This window comes from Collinsella intestinalis, from assembly GCF_902364775.2.
Classification (GTDB): domain Bacteria; phylum Actinomycetota; class Coriobacteriia; order Coriobacteriales; family Coriobacteriaceae; genus Collinsella.
The window spans coordinates 337,218-353,683 of record NZ_CABJEU020000001.1; the positions used below are offsets into that span (position 1 = coordinate 337,218).

At 57.8% G+C, this 16,466-nt stretch carries 14 protein-coding genes; 12 read left to right on the forward strand and 2 right to left on the reverse strand.

The genetic code is table 11. The features are described 5' to 3' along the window. The first annotated feature begins 2 nt into the window (after positions 1-2). The 10 genes from FY258_RS01345 (at position 3) to FY258_RS01390 (ending at position 13,096) form a co-directional block, all read left to right on the forward strand. The gene (locus FY258_RS01345; protein WP_118102518.1) at positions 3-1,250 is read left to right on the forward strand and encodes a restriction endonuclease subunit S; all 1,248 of its coding nucleotides are present in this window, start codon (positions 3-5) and stop codon (positions 1,248-1,250) included. A 2-nt stretch (positions 1,251-1,252) separates the two neighbouring features. After that, positions 1,253-4,345: a type I restriction endonuclease subunit R gene (locus tag FY258_RS01350; RefSeq protein ID WP_118102519.1), complete on the forward strand. Its 3,093-nt coding sequence runs from the start codon at positions 1,253-1,255 to the stop codon at positions 4,343-4,345. Positions 4,346-4,456: 111 nt separating this feature from the next. Then, positions 4,457-5,338 (forward strand): abortive infection family protein, encoded by an 882-nt coding sequence (locus FY258_RS01355; protein ID WP_118102520.1) that lies wholly within the window; start codon positions 4,457-4,459, stop codon positions 5,336-5,338. A gap of 103 nt (positions 5,339-5,441) precedes the next feature. Continuing rightward, positions 5,442-7,001, forward strand: a complete 1,560-nt coding sequence (locus FY258_RS01360; RefSeq protein ID WP_118102521.1) for a restriction endonuclease — start codon at positions 5,442-5,444, stop codon at positions 6,999-7,001. 89 nt (positions 7,002-7,090) lie between these two features. Next, complete coding sequence (locus FY258_RS01365) at positions 7,091-7,657, forward strand: hypothetical protein (protein ID WP_147350708.1); 567 nt, start codon at positions 7,091-7,093, stop codon at positions 7,655-7,657. Positions 7,658-7,725: 68 nt separating this feature from the next. Beyond that, on the forward strand, positions 7,726-8,373 hold the full coding sequence (locus tag FY258_RS01370) for an SIMPL domain-containing protein (RefSeq protein ID WP_182279359.1): 648 nt from the start codon (positions 7,726-7,728) through the stop codon (positions 8,371-8,373). Positions 8,374-8,678: 305 nt separating this feature from the next. After that, positions 8,679-9,734, forward strand: coding sequence for an alcohol dehydrogenase (locus FY258_RS01375; protein ID WP_118102524.1), 1,056 nt, complete (start codon positions 8,679-8,681; stop codon positions 9,732-9,734). Further along, on the forward strand, positions 9,735-10,688 hold the full coding sequence (locus tag FY258_RS01380) for a tRNA dihydrouridine synthase (RefSeq protein ID WP_118102525.1): 954 nt from the start codon (positions 9,735-9,737) through the stop codon (positions 10,686-10,688). Between the two features lie 8 nt (positions 10,689-10,696). After that, positions 10,697-11,428: a tRNA (N6-threonylcarbamoyladenosine(37)-N6)-methyltransferase TrmO gene (tsaA, locus tag FY258_RS01385; protein ID WP_118102526.1), complete on the forward strand. Its 732-nt coding sequence runs from the start codon at positions 10,697-10,699 to the stop codon at positions 11,426-11,428. Positions 11,429-11,446: 18 nt separating this feature from the next. Next, complete coding sequence (locus FY258_RS01390; RefSeq protein WP_118102527.1) at positions 11,447-13,096, forward strand: coiled-coil domain-containing protein; 1,650 nt, start codon at positions 11,447-11,449, stop codon at positions 13,094-13,096. Positions 13,097-13,211: 115 nt separating this feature from the next. On the opposite strand, the gene FY258_RS01395 is transcribed toward FY258_RS01390, so the two are convergent. Continuing rightward, complete coding sequence (locus tag FY258_RS01395) at positions 13,212-13,649, reverse strand: rhodanese-like domain-containing protein (RefSeq protein WP_118102528.1); 438 nt, start codon at positions 13,647-13,649, stop codon at positions 13,212-13,214. A gap of 450 nt (positions 13,650-14,099) precedes the next feature. Continuing rightward, positions 14,100-14,672: an SGNH/GDSL hydrolase family protein gene (locus FY258_RS01400; protein WP_259324393.1), complete on the reverse strand. Its 573-nt coding sequence runs from the start codon at positions 14,670-14,672 to the stop codon at positions 14,100-14,102. A gap of 184 nt (positions 14,673-14,856) precedes the next feature. On the opposite strand from FY258_RS01400, the gene FY258_RS01405 reads away from it, so the two are divergent. Beyond that, complete coding sequence (locus FY258_RS01405) at positions 14,857-15,870, forward strand: DNA alkylation repair protein (protein WP_259324394.1); 1,014 nt, start codon at positions 14,857-14,859, stop codon at positions 15,868-15,870. A 158-nt stretch (positions 15,871-16,028) separates the two neighbouring features. Continuing rightward, a complete protein-coding gene (locus tag FY258_RS01410; RefSeq protein WP_118102532.1) occupies positions 16,029-16,448 on the forward strand; it encodes a DUF2871 domain-containing protein in 420 nt (139 codons plus the stop codon). The last annotated feature ends 18 nt before the right edge of the window (positions 16,449-16,466 follow it).

Sequence of the window (16,466 nt, forward strand, 5' to 3'; positions counted from 1 at the left end):
CGATGAGCGAGATGAGGGACAGCGGCGTTGAGTGGCTTGGTGAGGTTCCGGCAGGGTGGGAGATTCGCCAAGTGGGTCAACTTGCGGAGGTGGTGAAGGCTCCAAATGAAGGTCTGGCCGAGAATAATCTCCTCAGCTTGAGTTACGGCAAGATCAGGAGGCGCGATATCAATGCAGTGGACGGTTTATTGCCGGCAAGCTTCGAGACCTACAACATTATCCAGCCCAATGACATCGTTCTTAGATTTACCGACCTGCAGAACGACCAGAAAAGCCTAAGGGTGGGCAGGGCGACGGAGCGCGGCATCATCACTTCGGCATATGTGACGGTTCGCCCGCACGATGCATTTCGTTCCCGATTCATATATTACGCCTTACACGCGTACGATTTGCGCAAGGGCTTTTATGGCATGGGAGCTGGCGTGCGTCAGGGTCTCAAGTGGCAGGAGGCTCGGTATATTAGACTGCCGTGGCCTGGCGAGGAAGAGCAGCGCCGCATTGTGGACTACCTGGATGAGAAATGCGCCGAGATCGACCGCGCCATCTCCGCCGCCGAGCAATCTATAGAAGAATATAAGGCGTATAAGAATTCGGTGATTTTCCAGGCGGTTACTAAGGGGCTCGATGAGCGCGCGGCTATGGTGGACAGCGGCGTTGAGTGGCTCGGCGATGTTCCCGCGGGATGGGACGTCGTTCCGGGCAAGCGGATCCTGAGGCTCTTGCAGCGCCCCGTGGAGGCGGGCGACGGCGTCGTCACCTGCTTCCGGGACGGAGAGGTTACCCTGCGGGAGAACCGTAGGACAGAGGGATTTACCGTCGCACTTAAGGAAATCGGGTATCAAGGGGTCGAACCCGGAGATCTCGTTGTCCACGGCATGGACGGCTTTGCGGGCTCCATCGGCATCAGCGATTCCCGCGGTAAGGCATCGCCCGTGCTCAACGTCATGGATTCCGATCAGAACAAGCGCTTCCTGATGTATTACATGAGGGGGCTGGCCTACCGCGACGTTTACATGGCGCTCTCTGACGGCATCCGCGTGCGTTCGTGCAACTTGAGTTGGAAGAAGATCGGCAATCTGCCGTTCGCTCTGCCCGTCCTCGACGAGCAGCGCCGCATCGCGGAATACCTGGATGATAGGTGCTCCCAGGTTGACTCTGCCATAGCAGTCAAGCAAGCCATCATTTTCGATCTCAAGGCGTACAAACAATCGCTCATCTACGAAGTCGTCACCGGTAAACGGGAGGTGTGACAATGGTTGCGCAGACCAAGGAAAGGAATCTCGAGGAAGATATCGAGGCATTCCTGTGTTCACCCGAGGGCGGTTACCTCAAGTGTGATGATCGGCATTCGCTCCTTGCCATTGATGATGGTAGCTACCAGATGGTTAATGGCGGCTACATGGCGCATCGCGAGCGCGCTCTGGATGCCGTTACTCTGGTCAATTTCATCCAGTCTACCCAGCCCAAGGCATGGGAACGTTTTGAGCGCATGTGCAATTCGGACCCTGTTGCCAAGTTCGTCAAGGTCTTTGACGATGCCGTGGACCGTTTGGGCATGGTTGCGGTGCTCAAACATGGTTTTAAGCATCGTGGCATTGCGTTTAAGGTTGCGTTTTTCCAGCCGGAGAGCGGGCTGAACGAGAGTGCAGCCGGACGTTACTCCAAGAACGTCTGTCGCTGCATTCGTCAATTCCACTTTGCTCCAACGGGCAACCAGACCATTGATATGGTGCTGGATATCAACGGCATTCCGGTGGTGGGCATAGAGCTCAAGGACCAGTTCACCGGACAGGACGTTGAGGACGCGATGCGGCAGTGGAGCGATGATCGCGATTCACGGTGCCGCTGCCTTAAGTTCAATACGCGCATGATGGCATTCTTTGCCGTGGATTTAGAAGACGTTCGTATGACCACGAGGCTTGAGGACGAAAAGACTCACTTCTTGCCTTTCAACCAGGGCTCCGCGGGGGCGGGAAATGATGGCGGAGCCGGAAATCCTTCAAATCCCGAGGGCTACGCCGTGAGCCATCTATGGGAGGTGGCACTTCAAAAGGACAGCCTGCTCGATATTATCCACAAGTTCCTCCATCTGGAAGTCAAGGAGGAGACGGAGGTCGACGCGCGCGGGTGCGAGGTCAGGCGCAAGAGGCAGCGCATCATCTTCCCTCGCTACCACCAGCTTGATTCTGTGCGCAGGGTGGTTGCGGACGTTCGCAAGAATGGGTCGGGCAAGAACTATCTCATCCAGCATTCGGCGGGGTCGGGCAAATCAAATAGCATTGCCTGGACGGCCTATCGCTTGGCGTCTTTGTTCGTGGACGACAAACCGCTTTTTGATTCCGTTGTGGTGGTTACCGATCGCCGCGTGCTTGACAGCCAGCTCCAAGAGACAATTTCCGGCTTTGATCACGCTGTTGGCTCGGTTGTGACCATCGGCAAAGATAAGACTTCGGGCGACCTGCGGGATGCCATCAATGACGGGGCCCGCCTGATCGTTTCGACCCTGCAGAAGTTTCCTGTGATTTACGAGCAGGTGGAGAGCGAGGGCAAGCGCTTTGCCGTCATCGTGGACGAGGCCCATTCGTCCCAGACGGGAACAAGCGCGCTTAAGCTCAAGACCGCCCTTGCTGATAAGCGCGACGCACTTGAGGAGTACGCCGAAATCGAGGCGGAGGCGGAAGGCGCGGCGGCGGATTGGGAGGACGAGCTTGCCGCTGAGCTCGCGAGCCACGGCCGTCATAAGAATCTGACGTTTGTGGCCTTTACCGCTACGCCCAAGGAGCAGACGCTCGAGATGTTTGGTAATGAATTGCCCGACGGCTCGTTTCATCCGTTCCATATCTATTCTATGCGCCAAGCCGTCGAAGAGGGGTTCATCATGGACCCCCTGGCCAGCTATGTGAGCTATTCCGAAGCCGTTGAGCTGGCGCGCACGGTGCCCGACAACCCCGATGTGCCGAGCAGCCCCACGCTCAAGCTGCTTCGTAAGTACAAAGAGCTGCACCCGTATGCCCTTGGGCAAAAGGCGGAGCTCATTGTGGAGACGTTCCGGACCGTTACGCGCACGAAGATCAAGGGCAAAGGCAAGATGATGGTCGTTACGGCGTCGCGCCTTGCCACGGTTCGCTATTACCACGAGATCAAGCGATATATGCAGAAGAAGGGCTATGACGACATGGAGGTACTGGTGGCCTTTTCCGGGGCTATCAGCGATCCCGCCGATGGCCCAGATGGCCCTGAATATACTGAGCAATCTCTTAACGTCGGCCACGACGGCCAGCGTGTTGCCGAGAGCCAGACAAAGGCCGAGTTTCATAACTACGGTGATGTGCTCGTGGTCGCCGAGAAGTATCAGACCGGGTTCGATGAGCCTCTGCTGCATACATTGGTGGTAGATAAGAAACTCAAGGATGTGAAGGCTGTTCAGACTCTTTGCCGCGTCAACCGAATCCATCCCGATAAGAAGGATACGTATATCCTCGACTTTGTTAACGATCCCGAGGACATCAAGAAGGCTTTCGAACGCTTCTATACAGAGACGTCACTGACCGAGCAGATCAATACGGATCTTTTGTATCAGGTGCAGGCGGATATTCGCGGATATGGGCTCTACGATGAGTCTGACATCGAGGCTGCGGCAGATATTGTCTTTTCGGGTGAAAAGGGAAAGGTTCGGGACAATGTTCAAGGCAGGCTTGCGAGTGTTTTAAAGCCGGCAGTTGCACGCTATAACGATTTGGATGACGACGCTCGCTATCAGGTCAGGCGCAAGGTTCGTAGCTTTTGCAAGTGGTACACCTACATCACCCAGATCGTGCGTATGTTCGACCGTGAGCTGCACAAGGAGTACGTGTACCTGAGTTATCTGCGCCACCTGCTCAAGGTCGAGAAGATTCCCGTTGAGGCTGTGGATGACAAGGTCGAGATGCGTTTCTATAAGCTCAAGCGCGAGTTTGAGGGCAGCATCTCGCTTGAAGCTGGCGGGGGTGTTCTGGAGCCTGGCGGCAGCGCCAAGGCCGTTGTTCCCGACAGGAAACGCGATCCGCTGCAGGTGCTAGTCGACAAGTTCAACGAGCAGTGGTCGGGCAACTTTACCGAGGGCGATAGGGTTGTGATTGACACGCTTTGGAAGCGAATCGCCGACAATCCGCAGGTGGCTGACACCATCCGTCGCGACGGGAGGCAGGTCTTTGAGTCGAGTCTGCTGCCCAAGGTCTTTGACGAGGAGGCGCGCAAAGCTTACGTGGAGAACACCGATTCCTTCACGAGCTTGTTTGAGGACGGTGCCAAGTATCGGGCCATGATGAATGCGATCGGACAGCTGCTGGTGGAGAAGTTTAAGTAGGACTCGATCGGGGCAGGTGATTGCAGGATGGAGAGAGACCATCCTGCAATGCCCCTTTGCCTGCTTAGAAAATGACAACGCCAGATTTTACATAGCGAGGGGGCGGTTTCCATGTCGAAGGAGAATTATAAACTGCTCAAGCGAAGGAGGATTTATGACATTCTCGACGGCGATGAACACTTTGTATCAAAGATTGACGGTAGGGAGTTGTCTATGCCCTACCTCTCTGGTCCAAGGATTGTTCAGATTCTAAATACATTTGGTGATCCAGTCGAGTATGGCTCTTTGAGCAGGTGGATGTACGTTGAGGAGCTTCTGGATTATTGCATTGAAAAGGACAGGGCTTCAGATGCCCTATCGTACCTTTTCTCTCTTGAACAGTTTGTCGATGCATTGAGGGGGCTCAGTCCTGATGAAATTGCGATCCAGCACGAAGAGATAGTTAACGGCGCTGTTGAATTGATCAATGGGGAACTGTATTTTGGGGGTCATGAGCTTCGTGTCTGCGGTGGGATATATGTTGTTGTAGATAGAGGGTCTGCTCTGAAGGTTGCGACCCCCTCGATAAGCGCAATCGATAGAAATTATGTTAGGGATATCGCTGATCGTGCACAAGCGGATATAGATAAAGGCGAATTCGACAGTGCCACAACAAAGGCGCGAACACTGCTTGAAGAAGTATTCATTTACGTAATTGAACAGAAAGGGGAGAAGTCTAGCGAGACTGGAGACATTGGAAAACTGTACAAGCACGTTAAATCCCTTTATGGCATGCATGGCGATGCCAGCATGGACAGGCGGGTTAATATGCTGCTTTCTGGCTTGGAGAAAATCGTCTCCGCTGTGTCGGAAATGCGCAACAAGAACGGTGACGCTCATGGGTTGGGTTCTAGCCGGTTGAACATTGCGGATTACCATGCGCGGTTGGCGGTGAACGCCGCGACCAATATGGCTGACTTCATTCTGTCGGTTGCCGATCACGCAAATAGGTAACCGTGCGTTGTGTGGTGCAGTGGGATACGACTCTGCATGCCTCGGATAATAAAGAACTGCCCGAGCTTTGTTGGGCTCTGCATGATAGGTCTCTTGGAGAACAATGGGAGAACTGAAAGACGAATACAATTTTAACTCGCTTGATCCAGACAAATGGGAAGAGCTGTGTTTCGCGCTGATACACGCCAAGGGCCATCCAGTTAAAACGGTCAACGGGCGTGGTGGCGATGAGGGGATTGACGCCTTTATTGGCACATACGAGAATCCTTCCGTTGTCTTCCAATTCAAGTTTTTTCGAGACGGATGGGGTTCGAAGCAGGCAAAACAGATAGAAAAGTCGTTTAAAGACGCTCTTGAGAAAAGAAGCGCTTTTCAGTGGGTCTTGATGTGCTCTGCCGACCCAACGCCTGCTGCTGTCAAGGCGTTGGAAGCGTTGTGCGCGAAGCATCCTGATGTCGAAATCAAATACGTTGCTGGTTCCGAAGTAAAGGCGCTGCTTATCGAGACGCCGGAGGTTAGGAAGAGGTATTTTCCCGACACTCAAGACCAGCTTGAGGCGATTAGCCTTCTCGATGGAAATAGGCCTATAGAGATGATTCAAAATGGCATGAGGAGGCTGAACAATCTCGTTCTAGATGATCGCCTTTCGGTGAGGGTGATTGCTGACGGGGACGACCTGACGACGATTTATGAGGTTCGTCCGAACGTGACCGTAGAGGTTCCGATATTGAAGCTTGAATCAAAATCGCAAAAGGGCAGAGATGCACTTGAGGCGCTCTACCATGATGGAACGCCTTTCACGCTTTCGTCGAGTGATGTGGTGCTGAAGCCGCTCATCAATTTCCCTGATGATCCAGGTGAGTGTGAGTCCGTCGCTTGCCACTCTATTTCTGGCCAGCCGCCTACTCCGCTTCTTTTGTTCTCGGGAGATGCAGAAGAGCGGCCCTTGTCGCTCTATATTAATCTGAAGACGGTGAGGTGCGGTGCTGAGGTCGGTGTTCGCTCGAACGAGGGGCAGGATGGATGCCCGATTATCATGAAGTTCGAATATCCAATCGATTTAGATTCCGCTGCCGTTCGACCCGCCATTCAAGTTGACATAAGGCCGCATTATGAGGGCTGCACTGTAAAATCCGCCCTTAAGGGCGCACGTTTTCTTGCGGAATTGTCTGCGACAAAGAGACTGGGGATGTGTGATCCGAATGGGGATGCCGACGATGCTACGTATTGCACATTTGCAGACCTGGATGTTCAGGAGGCATGGGAAGACCAAGCAACCTTTTTCGAGGCACTTTATCGCGTCTGTCAGTTCTTTGAAATCAATCCAATTGTTGATGAGTCGTATATAACCAGTGTTTTTGCCGACTCTTTACGTCGCTTTGTGCAGAAGCTTGATTTGCTTGACAAAGAGCTGAAAGGCTCCTTGTCCTTTATGTTGGTAAAAGTGGATGATGGGCAATTGACGGAATCGGTCAATCAGGGAGCTTCGTCATTTGTTGTGGATGAATCGATTTGGATTGATCTTTTCGGCGATCGATATACGGCGGCGGTGCGAACCGTATCTCAGGGTGTGGCTACTTGCACCAAGGTCGATGAAGGAATTATCTGCGAGATACGAGGAACTCATACGGTCTTTATGAGCCCCTCCACCGGGGGTGACTGATCCTTCATGGCGACGCGACTGTGTCGAAGCCCAGGCAATCTATATGTGGCACGTAGGAGTAGAGCTTAATATGATCTGAACGGATGTGGATGGTTGGAGGCACCATCGTGAGCTTTGGATACGCCGGCAGGGCGGTTCTCGTCGACAGCGACGGCATCGCCGCGCTCTATGCCTACGAATGCGAGAACTGGAATCGCAAGGATGATGCTCCCACGCTCGACGGCGAGATCTACATCGAATTCGAACCCATTGCCACGGCACGCAAGATTGTGCGAACGAAGCGCTATCCTCAAGGCATCCCGCTCCAAGGCTTGGCCGAGAACGTAGACTTCTATGAGCTCATGGAGGCGGGTGCGCTCTCGGTGCGCAACTGCTCGAATACGACGCACCGCGACTCCAGCGGTATCGACCTTCAAGCGTTCAGCCTCATATCGAAGATTGCGTACCACATTCAGGCGGACGGAGCGTTTCCCGAGAAGGTCTGCTATGTGAAGTGGCGCCGGCCGCTTCTTTGGCTGGCCTTTTCGAGCTCACCGCCGTGCACTTGCAATGGTGTTGCGAAAACACCTGCCCGCAGGCGCGGTTCGGCAGATCCAAGCGCACTTGGTGGCCAGCAGGTCGCCGTCGCGGAGCTATGTCCTCACGCGGTGCTTTAATCGCCCTATCAACATGGAGGCTCAGTTGGCAGTCCAAGGGCCGCATCAGGGAAGGATGGTCGGTACATATGTCTGAGAACCTCGCAGTCGTCAAGGTGAGCGCAACGGCGGAAGACAAGGTCGATCCGGATCTCGCGGTTTTCACACTGCGCTTTGGTAAGAAGTGCGAGACCCAGCAGGAGTGCGCCGATGATTTTGCTGCGGAGCAAGATCGCGTGATCCGCGCGCTCGAGCCCTTTGGCATTGCCGATGCGCTGGGGTTCGATGGGTATTCCTCCTACGTATGTACATCCGGTCGTCGCGCCGTCGTCACGGGTTACGAGTACTATTGCTCCGCGACGCTCAAGGTCGAGCGGGAGGTTCACGATATCGCCGCCATTTGGGCGGCGCTCGCAAGCCGAGTCTCAACGGCGCGGGTGAATCTGCATTTCGAGCTTAGCGACGAAGACGCCGAGGAGCGGCGCCTGATAGGCGCCGCAGTCGCGAAGGCCCGGCTGAGTGCCGAGGCGCTCGCAACTGCGGCCGGGACGGAGCTCGCCGGCGTAAAGGAGATTCGCTACAACCGTAGCGGGGACTCCTGTTTCTGGCGCGTGGCTTGTGCCGACGCCTCCGCGACCCCGAATGGCGCGGCAAGTTCCATGCCGGATCTCCATCCCGAGCCGATAGAAGTTGAATGCAGCGTTGACGTGGACTGGTGGGTCAAGCCCTCGGCATGATCAATTTTGCAGCAGCTGCTGCAAAATTCGCTCGGCGCCTATCGTTCAACATCGCTTAGCTGGCCCCTCACTCTTAAAGCGATTCGCATAATTCTTCGAACTGCATGAATCGCAAAATTATGCGAAGACTTGCTGCGCTCGGCATTTCGTCCAGAAAAATGTTGAACTCAACACTTTTATGTCCTTAAAAATGTGAAGTCCAACATTTTTAAGGACGAAACCTGCAGGCGGACGTTGCCGGCGGCATGTCACGAGTCTCCCGAATCGCGTATCATTGCGGGCGAACAAGCGATAAGGAGACCCCCATGAAAGCCCTGGTACACGACGGCAACGGACATATCGCGCTCGAGGATCGCCCCGAGCCGCAGCTGCAATTGCCCACCGACGCCATTATCCGCGTCACGTGCTCGACCATCTGCACGAGCGACCTGCACATCATTCACGGCGCCGTGCCGCGTGCCACGCCGAATACGGTGCTCGGCCACGAGTTCGTGGGCGTTGTCGAGCAGGTGGGGGAGGGCGTGCACGCCCTCAAACCCGGCGACCGCGTGGCCGTGAGCTGCGAGACCTTCTGCGGCGAGTGCTTCTACTGCGAGCGCGGCTGGGTCAACAACTGCGTGGAAGGCGGTTGGGAGCTCGGTTGCTGCGAGGACGGTTGCCAAGCCGAGCTCGTGCGCGTGGCCCATGCGGGCCACACCTGTGCGCCCATCCCCGCGGACGTGACCGACGAGGATGCCCTCTTCCTGGGCGACATTGTGGCCACGGGCCACTGGGGTGCGAGCATCGCCGAGATCGAGCCCGGCTCCACGGTGGCCGTGATCGGCGCCGGCCCGGTCGGCCTCACCACCATGATGTGCGCCCGCCTGCACGAGCCTGCCACCATCATCGCGATCGACATCGACCCCGCGCGCCTCGCCCTCGCCCGTGAGCGCGGCTTGGCCGATGCCGTAATCGACGCGAGCGACATGGATCTCGCCGCCGTCGAGGCCGCGGTGCGCGAACTCTCCAGCAACCGCGGCGCCGACAGCGTGATCGAGGCGGCCGGTGGCTCCAACACCTTCGAGATGGCCTGGCGCATCGCCCGCCCGCATGGCGTGGTGGTGCTCTCCGCCATGTATGAGGGCCCGCAAACGCTGCCGTTGCACGAGATGTACGGCAAGAACCTCGTCTTCAAGACGGGCGGCGTGGATGCGTGCAACATGGGCGAGACCATGCGCCTGGTGCAGGAGGGGTGCATCGACGCGAGCTGCCTCATCTCGGGCCGCTATCCGCTCAACGACATCGTGGAGGCCTATCGCGCGTTCGAGGCGCACGAGGACGGTTGCCTCAAGCTGGTCATCACCCCGTGGGAGGATCGCTAGATGATCTACTCGCTCGCCCCCATGGAGGGGATCACGGGGCACACATTCCGCCGCGTGCACGCTGAGTGTTTTGGCGCTCTCGACCGCTACTACACGCCGTTTCTCGCCCCGCCGCGCGTGGGAAACTCGTTTGGCGGCAAGGCGTTTAAGGAGATCGACCCTGCCAACAACGAGGGCCTGAACGTCATTCCGCAGCTGCTCACCAAGAACGCGGACGAGTTCGTGTGGGCCGCACGCGAACTGGCCGAGCTGGGCTATGCGGAGGTCAACCTCAACCTGGGCTGTCCCTCGGGCACGGTGGTTTCCAAGGGCAAGGGCTCCGGCTTTTTGCGCAACCTCGACGAGCTCGAGGTGTTTTTGCGAGATGTGTGCGACCGCTCTCCGCTGCCCGTCTCGGTCAAGACGCGCCTGGGCCTGGAGGACGATGCCGAGTACGAGCGCATCCTCGAGCTGTATTGCAGCCTGCCGCTCGTGGAACTCATCGTGCATCCGCGTGTGCAGAAGGATCGCTACCAGGGCAAACCGCGCTGGGAGCCGTATGGCGAGACGCTCGCGCGTGCACCCTTCCCGGTGGCCTACAACGGCGACATCTTTGGCACGGAGGACATGGATGTGCTCATGGAGGCGCATCCGCGGACCCGTCATGTGATGCTCGGCCGCGGGTTGCTCGCCAATCCGGCCCTCGCGCGCATGCTCGCCGGCGGCCCGGCTGCGAGCGCGGACGAACTCAGACAGTTCCACGACAAGCTATATGCCGCTTATCTCGACGAGATCGGCGGCAATGCGGTCTTCCGCATGAAGGAGTGGTGGTTCTACGCCAAGTGCGCTTTTACCGACCCTATGGCGGTCCATCGCGCGGTGCGCAAGGCCCGCAAGGTCGAGGAGTACGAGGCGGCGGTCGAGCGCGTGTTCCGCACCGAGCCCCTGGCTCCCGTCGCGCGGTTCCACGGGTAGGGGGCGCCATGGAAATGACGCCCATCGCGCATATCGAGACGGACCTGCCACAGAAGTTTGGCATTCCGCGCAACAGCTTCTTGGCTCCGCATCTGCAGGGGCGCATCGTGTTCGAGCCCGAGTTCGCACTGCCGCAGGCCGTGGCGGGCTTGGAGGAGTTCAGCCATCTGTGGCTGCTCTGGGAGTTCGAAAACGGCACGCCCGGTGGAACGGCGGCCGATATCGCCACGGATGCGGCGACTGCCAGCAAGCCCGGTACCACGGCGAAGTGGACCCCCACCGTGCGCCCGCCCCGTCTGGGCGGCTCCGAACGTCGCGGCGTCTTTGCCACGCGCAGCCCCTTTCGGCCCAATCCCATCGGTCTGACCTGCGTGAAGCTCGATCGCGTCGAGATCGTCGACGGCGCCCCCGTGATTCACGTGCTCGCCGCGGACTTGCGCGACGGCACGCCGATTTTCGACATCAAGCCCTACATCCCCTTCGCCGACAGCCATCCCGATGCCACGGGCGGCTGGATCGACCGCGCGCCATGGCGGGAGCTCGAGGTCGATTTCCCCGCCGAGCTGCGCAAGATCATCCCCTCGCCCAAGCTTGCAGGTCTCATCGAGGTGCTGCGCCAGGACCCGCGCCGCGCCGGCAGCAAGCACGAGCCCGAGCGCGTGTATCATTTGGCCTACGCGGGGCTCGACGTGGCGTTCACCGTCGACGGCGAGTCGCTGCGCGTGGTCGATATCACGTAAGGGCTGGGAAGGAGCACTATGATCGATCTCGATCGCACGATGTTCTTCAAGGCGAGGTTCGAAATAGAGGCGCCTCAAGGCGAGGATGTCCTGTGGTCTCTCGTTCTGAGCGTACGCGACTGGTCATTGCGCAAGGCCCGCCGTGACGGATACTCCCTGCCCCAGGAGATGCGCTTTTGGAGCAAGCTCAAAAGCGGTGAAATGCTCGAATCCCCAGATGGCAGCGTCAGGCTCTACGCCGCGCTTCATCACGGCGAGTTTGCCCAGACATGGGCGTGCCAGCATGTGGAGGACCAGAGGGCGCCCGGCTGCGCCCCGCGCCGCTGGATAACCGAGGTCGGGTTCGAAGGTCATTCGGTCGACCGCGGCACCGTCTCGATCATCACGATGTTCAGCGACATGCCGGGCTACATCGGTCCGCTGCAACCTGCGCCAAAGCCGAACGTGCCCAAGTTGATCGCCAGTATGCTGGAAAACGATAGGCTCGTTTGCACGATAGACGGATGTGAGTTCGGGCTCGCCCCGGTTGAATTCTCATGCTCCGATGCCCCCGGTATTCACGAGCGTCTCGCGAATCCCTATCGCGAAGCCCCCGCCATCGTGATCAGCCCCACCCGCGCTGGCGAGTGCCTGATCGATCCCGAGGCGCTTGCGTCTCAGCTCGGTCCCAACGCGACCGTGTACTACACCGTGGATTGCAGCGCCATGGACGTGCTCAACGCGGAGTTCGAGGACGAGTCGCTACGATGCTACGGGGGAGCCGTTCGCGTGTACGCTCCTCATCCGCACTTCGGCATTGTGGGGGATGGTTTCAACCACCGGTTCTTTTCCGCTGCGGATATCCGCGAGCAAGGGGCGGAGCACTACATGGCCATCTTGCGCCGTGCGCTCGCCGAGGACGTGCTCGCGCGCGACACCTCGGTCCGCATCGAGGACGTCAATCGGCTCAATCGCAATGCCGGAAAGGAGCTTGCGTTCAAGCGCCGTGCCGAGCAGATTCAAGATATGGCGCTCGATCAGGTCAAAGAGATGCTCGATGAAGCCGAGGGCCTCGCGCGCCTTGCCGAGGACGAGTGCGATGCCATGCGCGAGGAGCTGAGGCAAAGCAGGCAGACGAACCATGATCTCGAGGCGCGCATCGCCTGGCTCGAGCATGCGCTCGGCTCGCAAGGCGGCAACGCGGCAGAGGATGGCGCTGCGACGGCGATGGCGGATACTTCTGAGCTCACTATCCCGGCTATTGCCAGGCTGTTCGTTTCGGCATTTCCCGACCGGATAGATTTTAGCGAGCGCGGATGGGCATCGTTGGAGGATTGCAGGTACGAACCCAGGGCATTTTGGAGCGCCTTGCATAGTATGTGCACGGTTTTGTACCCGCTGTATCGCGATGGCGCCGCGGATAAGATCGGTGAGTTCAACAGTCGGTCGCGGTTTAAGTTCGCACGTGGCGAAGGGCCGCAGACCAGGGCGAACTCCAAGTTTATGCGTGAGCGCAAGGATGAGTATCAGGGACGGAGGCTGTTTATCGAGCCGCATATCTGTTCGAGTGTGGGAGATCCGAACAGCCCGCAATTCATCCGGATTTACTTCAATTGGGATGAGGAGACCGAGAGGTTGGTCATCGGCGACACGAAGCACCTGACGAACTGCACGACGCGAAAGCTGTAGATCGGCAGATGTGGGAAAGGGGGTGCGACCAGGGAAATCTGGCCGCGCCCCCATCTGTTTTTAAGGGTGTTTTGCTTGGTAAAATCGGGGTGCGGTCGAGCCCGGCGGGCGGCCGCTATTCGACCTCGTAGGGCCAGCTGTTGATGCCCCCGAACTCGACGACATTGGTGTAGCCGAGGTCCACGAGTGTTTGCGAGGCCTGCTTGCTGCGATTGCCGCTGCGGCAGTATACGAGGATGAGCTGGTCCTTGTCGGGCAGTGCGTCCTCGGCGGCGGTTGCCACGGTGTCGTGCGGGATGAGGATGGCGTCGGGGATGTGGCCTTCGTCGTACTCGGCCTGCGTGCGAGCGTCGAGGATGACGTAATCGTCCTCGGTATCCATGAGCTCTTTTGCGGTTTCGGCGTCAACCTGCTGGTAGGAGCTAGAGTTGCTGCTGCCATTCGCAGCATTGCTGCCGTTGCTGCCGGCGGCCGCGCCAAAGCAGCCGGTGAGCCCGGCGAGCGCGGTAACGCCTGTGAGAGAAGCAGCGATTAGGAATGTACGACGGTTCATGTCGTGCCTTTCTCTTGGCTTTGTTCGATTTCAGCATATCAGGAAATGATTGTGACTTTGTCACATAGAAGGGCGAGTGGGGTTATACACGGGCTATCGAATCGCCGCAGGTAATTGCCGGTGTCTATGCAGAGCAAAAAACGTATCGGCTGAAAATCGCGTTTTTCGCCTGCTGGTGGCCGTTCGTTTTTCTGAGTTTGGTCAAAATACCCTGATTGTGCGCTAAAGGAAGCCGGAAAACGACTGCGAAACCCGCGGTGCCCGGCATTTCTCCCTCATTTCGATCTCCGGATAGGGCTGAGGAGAAAAGATAATGAACAGATGACCGTCATTTGAGAAATGTATAAGGTTTTTGCGCCCACCCCGGCGTCAAGTCAGCGCACCATCAGGGCATTTTGACCACGATTGCGAAAACGCACGACGCCCGGCGCTCCAAAGAGCGCGCGGGCCTCATCTAGAGGCAAGTAAATCTTCAACAAGGTCTGTAATACGGTTCGCAATGAGCAGGGATCCGGCTTTGCTTGGATGAATCCCGTCTGCAGCGTAGAGATCTTCTGGCTTCTCATATCGGGCGGCTACGCTCGCCATGTCGATCAGCGGCACGCAAGCTACATCTGCCGCCTGCTGGCCCCCTGCGCTCATGAGCTTGCACATCTTTTCCGCGGTCATCCCAAGTTTTTCGAGACGAGGGCATCCGACCAGATATCCCCAGGTGCCATACAGGAGCGGAGAGGCGTCATGACTCCTGGCCAACTTGCTCATCGCCGCAACGGAGCGCACATGCGCCTCCGGATTCGTTGCGGCGAGGTGGCTCATGTCTTGCATTATGACCAGGTCAAAGCCTCCAGATGAAAGTGCTTCCCGCACACGCTGCCCTGTTCGGGTTTTCTCATTCGAAAACTCCGCCAACCGCGCTCCGCCGCGCGTAATGGCGACGACCTCGGCACCCAAGATGGACTCGAGCGTCTGGGGCATGTTGTTGGCTGAGGTTAGGCTGTTGCCAACCATGAGTATCGAGCGCATAGAGAATCTTCCATGTGGGGGCTGCATAAAGCCGGTGGGCCCGTTTATCGTAGCAGTCGTCATCCGTGCAAACGAGCTGCTTAGAGCCGAGGCAGTTAGACTAGTGTTGCTGGGGCGTGGGAGCGCCCGTTCTGCTGGGGATGGAGTTCAAGAAAGGGGTCCGATGTCGCCATTCGATCACTACATGTATGTGCTCGCCTGCGGCGACGGAAGCCTTTATACCGGGTATGCGACTGATGTTCAGGCGCGCTTGGCGGCCCATCAGTCGGGCCGCGGTGCCAAGTACACTAAATCCCATGCGCCCGTTAGCCTTGTCGCTCAGGCCCGGTTTTACTCGAAAACTCGTGCGATGAGCGCGGAGGCTCACTTCAAGCAGCTTTCCCGTGAGCAAAAAGACAAGCTTCTGGAGCGGTCCAAGCATGAGCCGCTTGAGGACGTACTGCGGCGTGAGCTTCCAGGTTTTGGCGAGGACACCGCTGCCGAATTCGTTCGCAGGAGTTTGGCAAACTACGTGGACCCCAACTACGCCGCATTCATGAGGCCGCTCGTTCCTACGGTCGATCCCCGTCGGCTTGTTGGCGTTCGCACGCCGCAGTTGCGAAAGATTACTCGCGAACTGTATCGACGCGACGATGCATCGGACTATATGCGCTCCCTTCCGCATGCCCTGTTTGAGGAGAATCAAGTCCACGCGTTTGCCATCGGAATGGAACGCGAGTACGAGCGGGTGGTTGAGCTGTATGACTTGTTTTTGCCGCATGTAGACAATTGGGCGACATGTGACCAGCTGCCAGTGCGAGTGCTGGCCGAGCAGCCTGCCCGAACGCTGGAGTGCGTGCGGCGTTGGATGGGCTCGGAGCACGGTTTCACCGTGCGCTTCGGCATCGGAGTTCTCATGCGTCTGTTTTTGGACGACCTGTTCGAGTCGAGGTTTCCGGCGATGGTTGCGGCTGCGCGCATGCCAGGTTCGCCCGAGCGCCCCGAGCCAGAATCGGACGCCTACTACGTTGACATGATGCGGGCATGGTACTTCGCGGAGGCACTGGTCAGGCAGCCAATGGCGGCATGGCCGTATGTGGAACGTCGGGATGAATGCGCGCTGCTTGATGAATGGACGCGCCGCAAGGCAATCCAAAAGGCCTGCGAGAGTCGGCGCATTTCCGTTGAGGCAAAAGAGCGCTTGCGTTCGTTCCGCTAAACCATGGTCGCGGGCGGTCGTTTCGCGTTGAGATGGGCGGGCGATGGGCATAACGCGTGCCGAGTAGGCGTGGACCTCGGCTGAACGAAGATCTCCGGGGTTCATGTCATATATGCAATAGAATAAGAAACAATTGGGAGCGATTGAAAGGAACTGTCATGAAGAAGTATGCCAACAGTGCTTTGATTTACGCGATTCTCGCCATGGTGGGAGGCGTGTTCTTCCGTGAGTTCACAAAGTTCAATGGTTTCGAGGGGGCAACGACCCTCGCGTTCGTCCACACTCATTACTTTGCGTTGGGCATGATCGTCTTTCTCTTGCTTGTGTTGCTTGAGAACGCCCTGCACATCACCGATTCCAAAGTGAGCCGCGCCGTGACGGCGTATCACATCGGTCTCAACGCCACCGCGGCGATGCTCGTGGTGCGCGGCATTCCGCAGGTGCTCGGCATTGAGCTTGCTCACGGTATGGATGCGGCGATTTCCGGTATTGCCGGTCTCGGCCATATCGTGCTCGGCGTGAGCATCGTGCTCATCTTGCTGGGCGTGAAGCGCGCCGTCTCCCGAGCGGAGGCGTAGGCCCTCGCAGTTCGATGC

What these genes read in the sequence shown, in the direction of transcription:
- FY258_RS01345 (WP_118102518.1), top strand. Translation starts at nt 3, where the DNA reads ATGAGCGAGATGAGGGACAGCGGCGTTGAGTGGCTTGGTGAGGTTCCG.
- FY258_RS01350 (WP_118102519.1), top strand. Translation starts at nt 1,253, where the DNA reads ATGGTTGCGCAGACCAAGGAAAGGAATCTCGAGGAAGATATCGAGGCA.
- FY258_RS01355 (WP_118102520.1), top strand. Translation starts at nt 4,457, where the DNA reads ATGTCGAAGGAGAATTATAAACTGCTCAAGCGAAGGAGGATTTATGAC.
- FY258_RS01360 (WP_118102521.1), top strand. Translation starts at nt 5,442, where the DNA reads ATGGGAGAACTGAAAGACGAATACAATTTTAACTCGCTTGATCCAGAC.
- FY258_RS01365 (WP_147350708.1), top strand. Translation starts at nt 7,091, where the DNA reads ATGGTTGGAGGCACCATCGTGAGCTTTGGATACGCCGGCAGGGCGGTT.
- FY258_RS01370 (WP_182279359.1), top strand. Translation starts at nt 7,726, where the DNA reads ATGTCTGAGAACCTCGCAGTCGTCAAGGTGAGCGCAACGGCGGAAGAC.
- FY258_RS01375 (WP_118102524.1), top strand. Translation starts at nt 8,679, where the DNA reads ATGAAAGCCCTGGTACACGACGGCAACGGACATATCGCGCTCGAGGAT.
- FY258_RS01380 (WP_118102525.1), top strand. Translation starts at nt 9,735, where the DNA reads ATGATCTACTCGCTCGCCCCCATGGAGGGGATCACGGGGCACACATTC.
- tsaA (WP_118102526.1), top strand. Translation starts at nt 10,697, where the DNA reads ATGGAAATGACGCCCATCGCGCATATCGAGACGGACCTGCCACAGAAG.
- FY258_RS01390 (WP_118102527.1), top strand. Translation starts at nt 11,447, where the DNA reads ATGATCGATCTCGATCGCACGATGTTCTTCAAGGCGAGGTTCGAAATA.
- FY258_RS01395 (WP_118102528.1), bottom strand. Translation starts at nt 13,649, where the DNA reads ATGAACCGTCGTACATTCCTAATCGCTGCTTCTCTCACAGGCGTTACC.
- FY258_RS01400 (WP_259324393.1), bottom strand. Translation starts at nt 14,672, where the DNA reads ATGCGCTCGATACTCATGGTTGGCAACAGCCTAACCTCAGCCAACAAC.
- FY258_RS01405 (WP_259324394.1), top strand. Translation starts at nt 14,857, where the DNA reads ATGTATGTGCTCGCCTGCGGCGACGGAAGCCTTTATACCGGGTATGCG.
- FY258_RS01410 (WP_118102532.1), top strand. Translation starts at nt 16,029, where the DNA reads ATGAAGAAGTATGCCAACAGTGCTTTGATTTACGCGATTCTCGCCATG.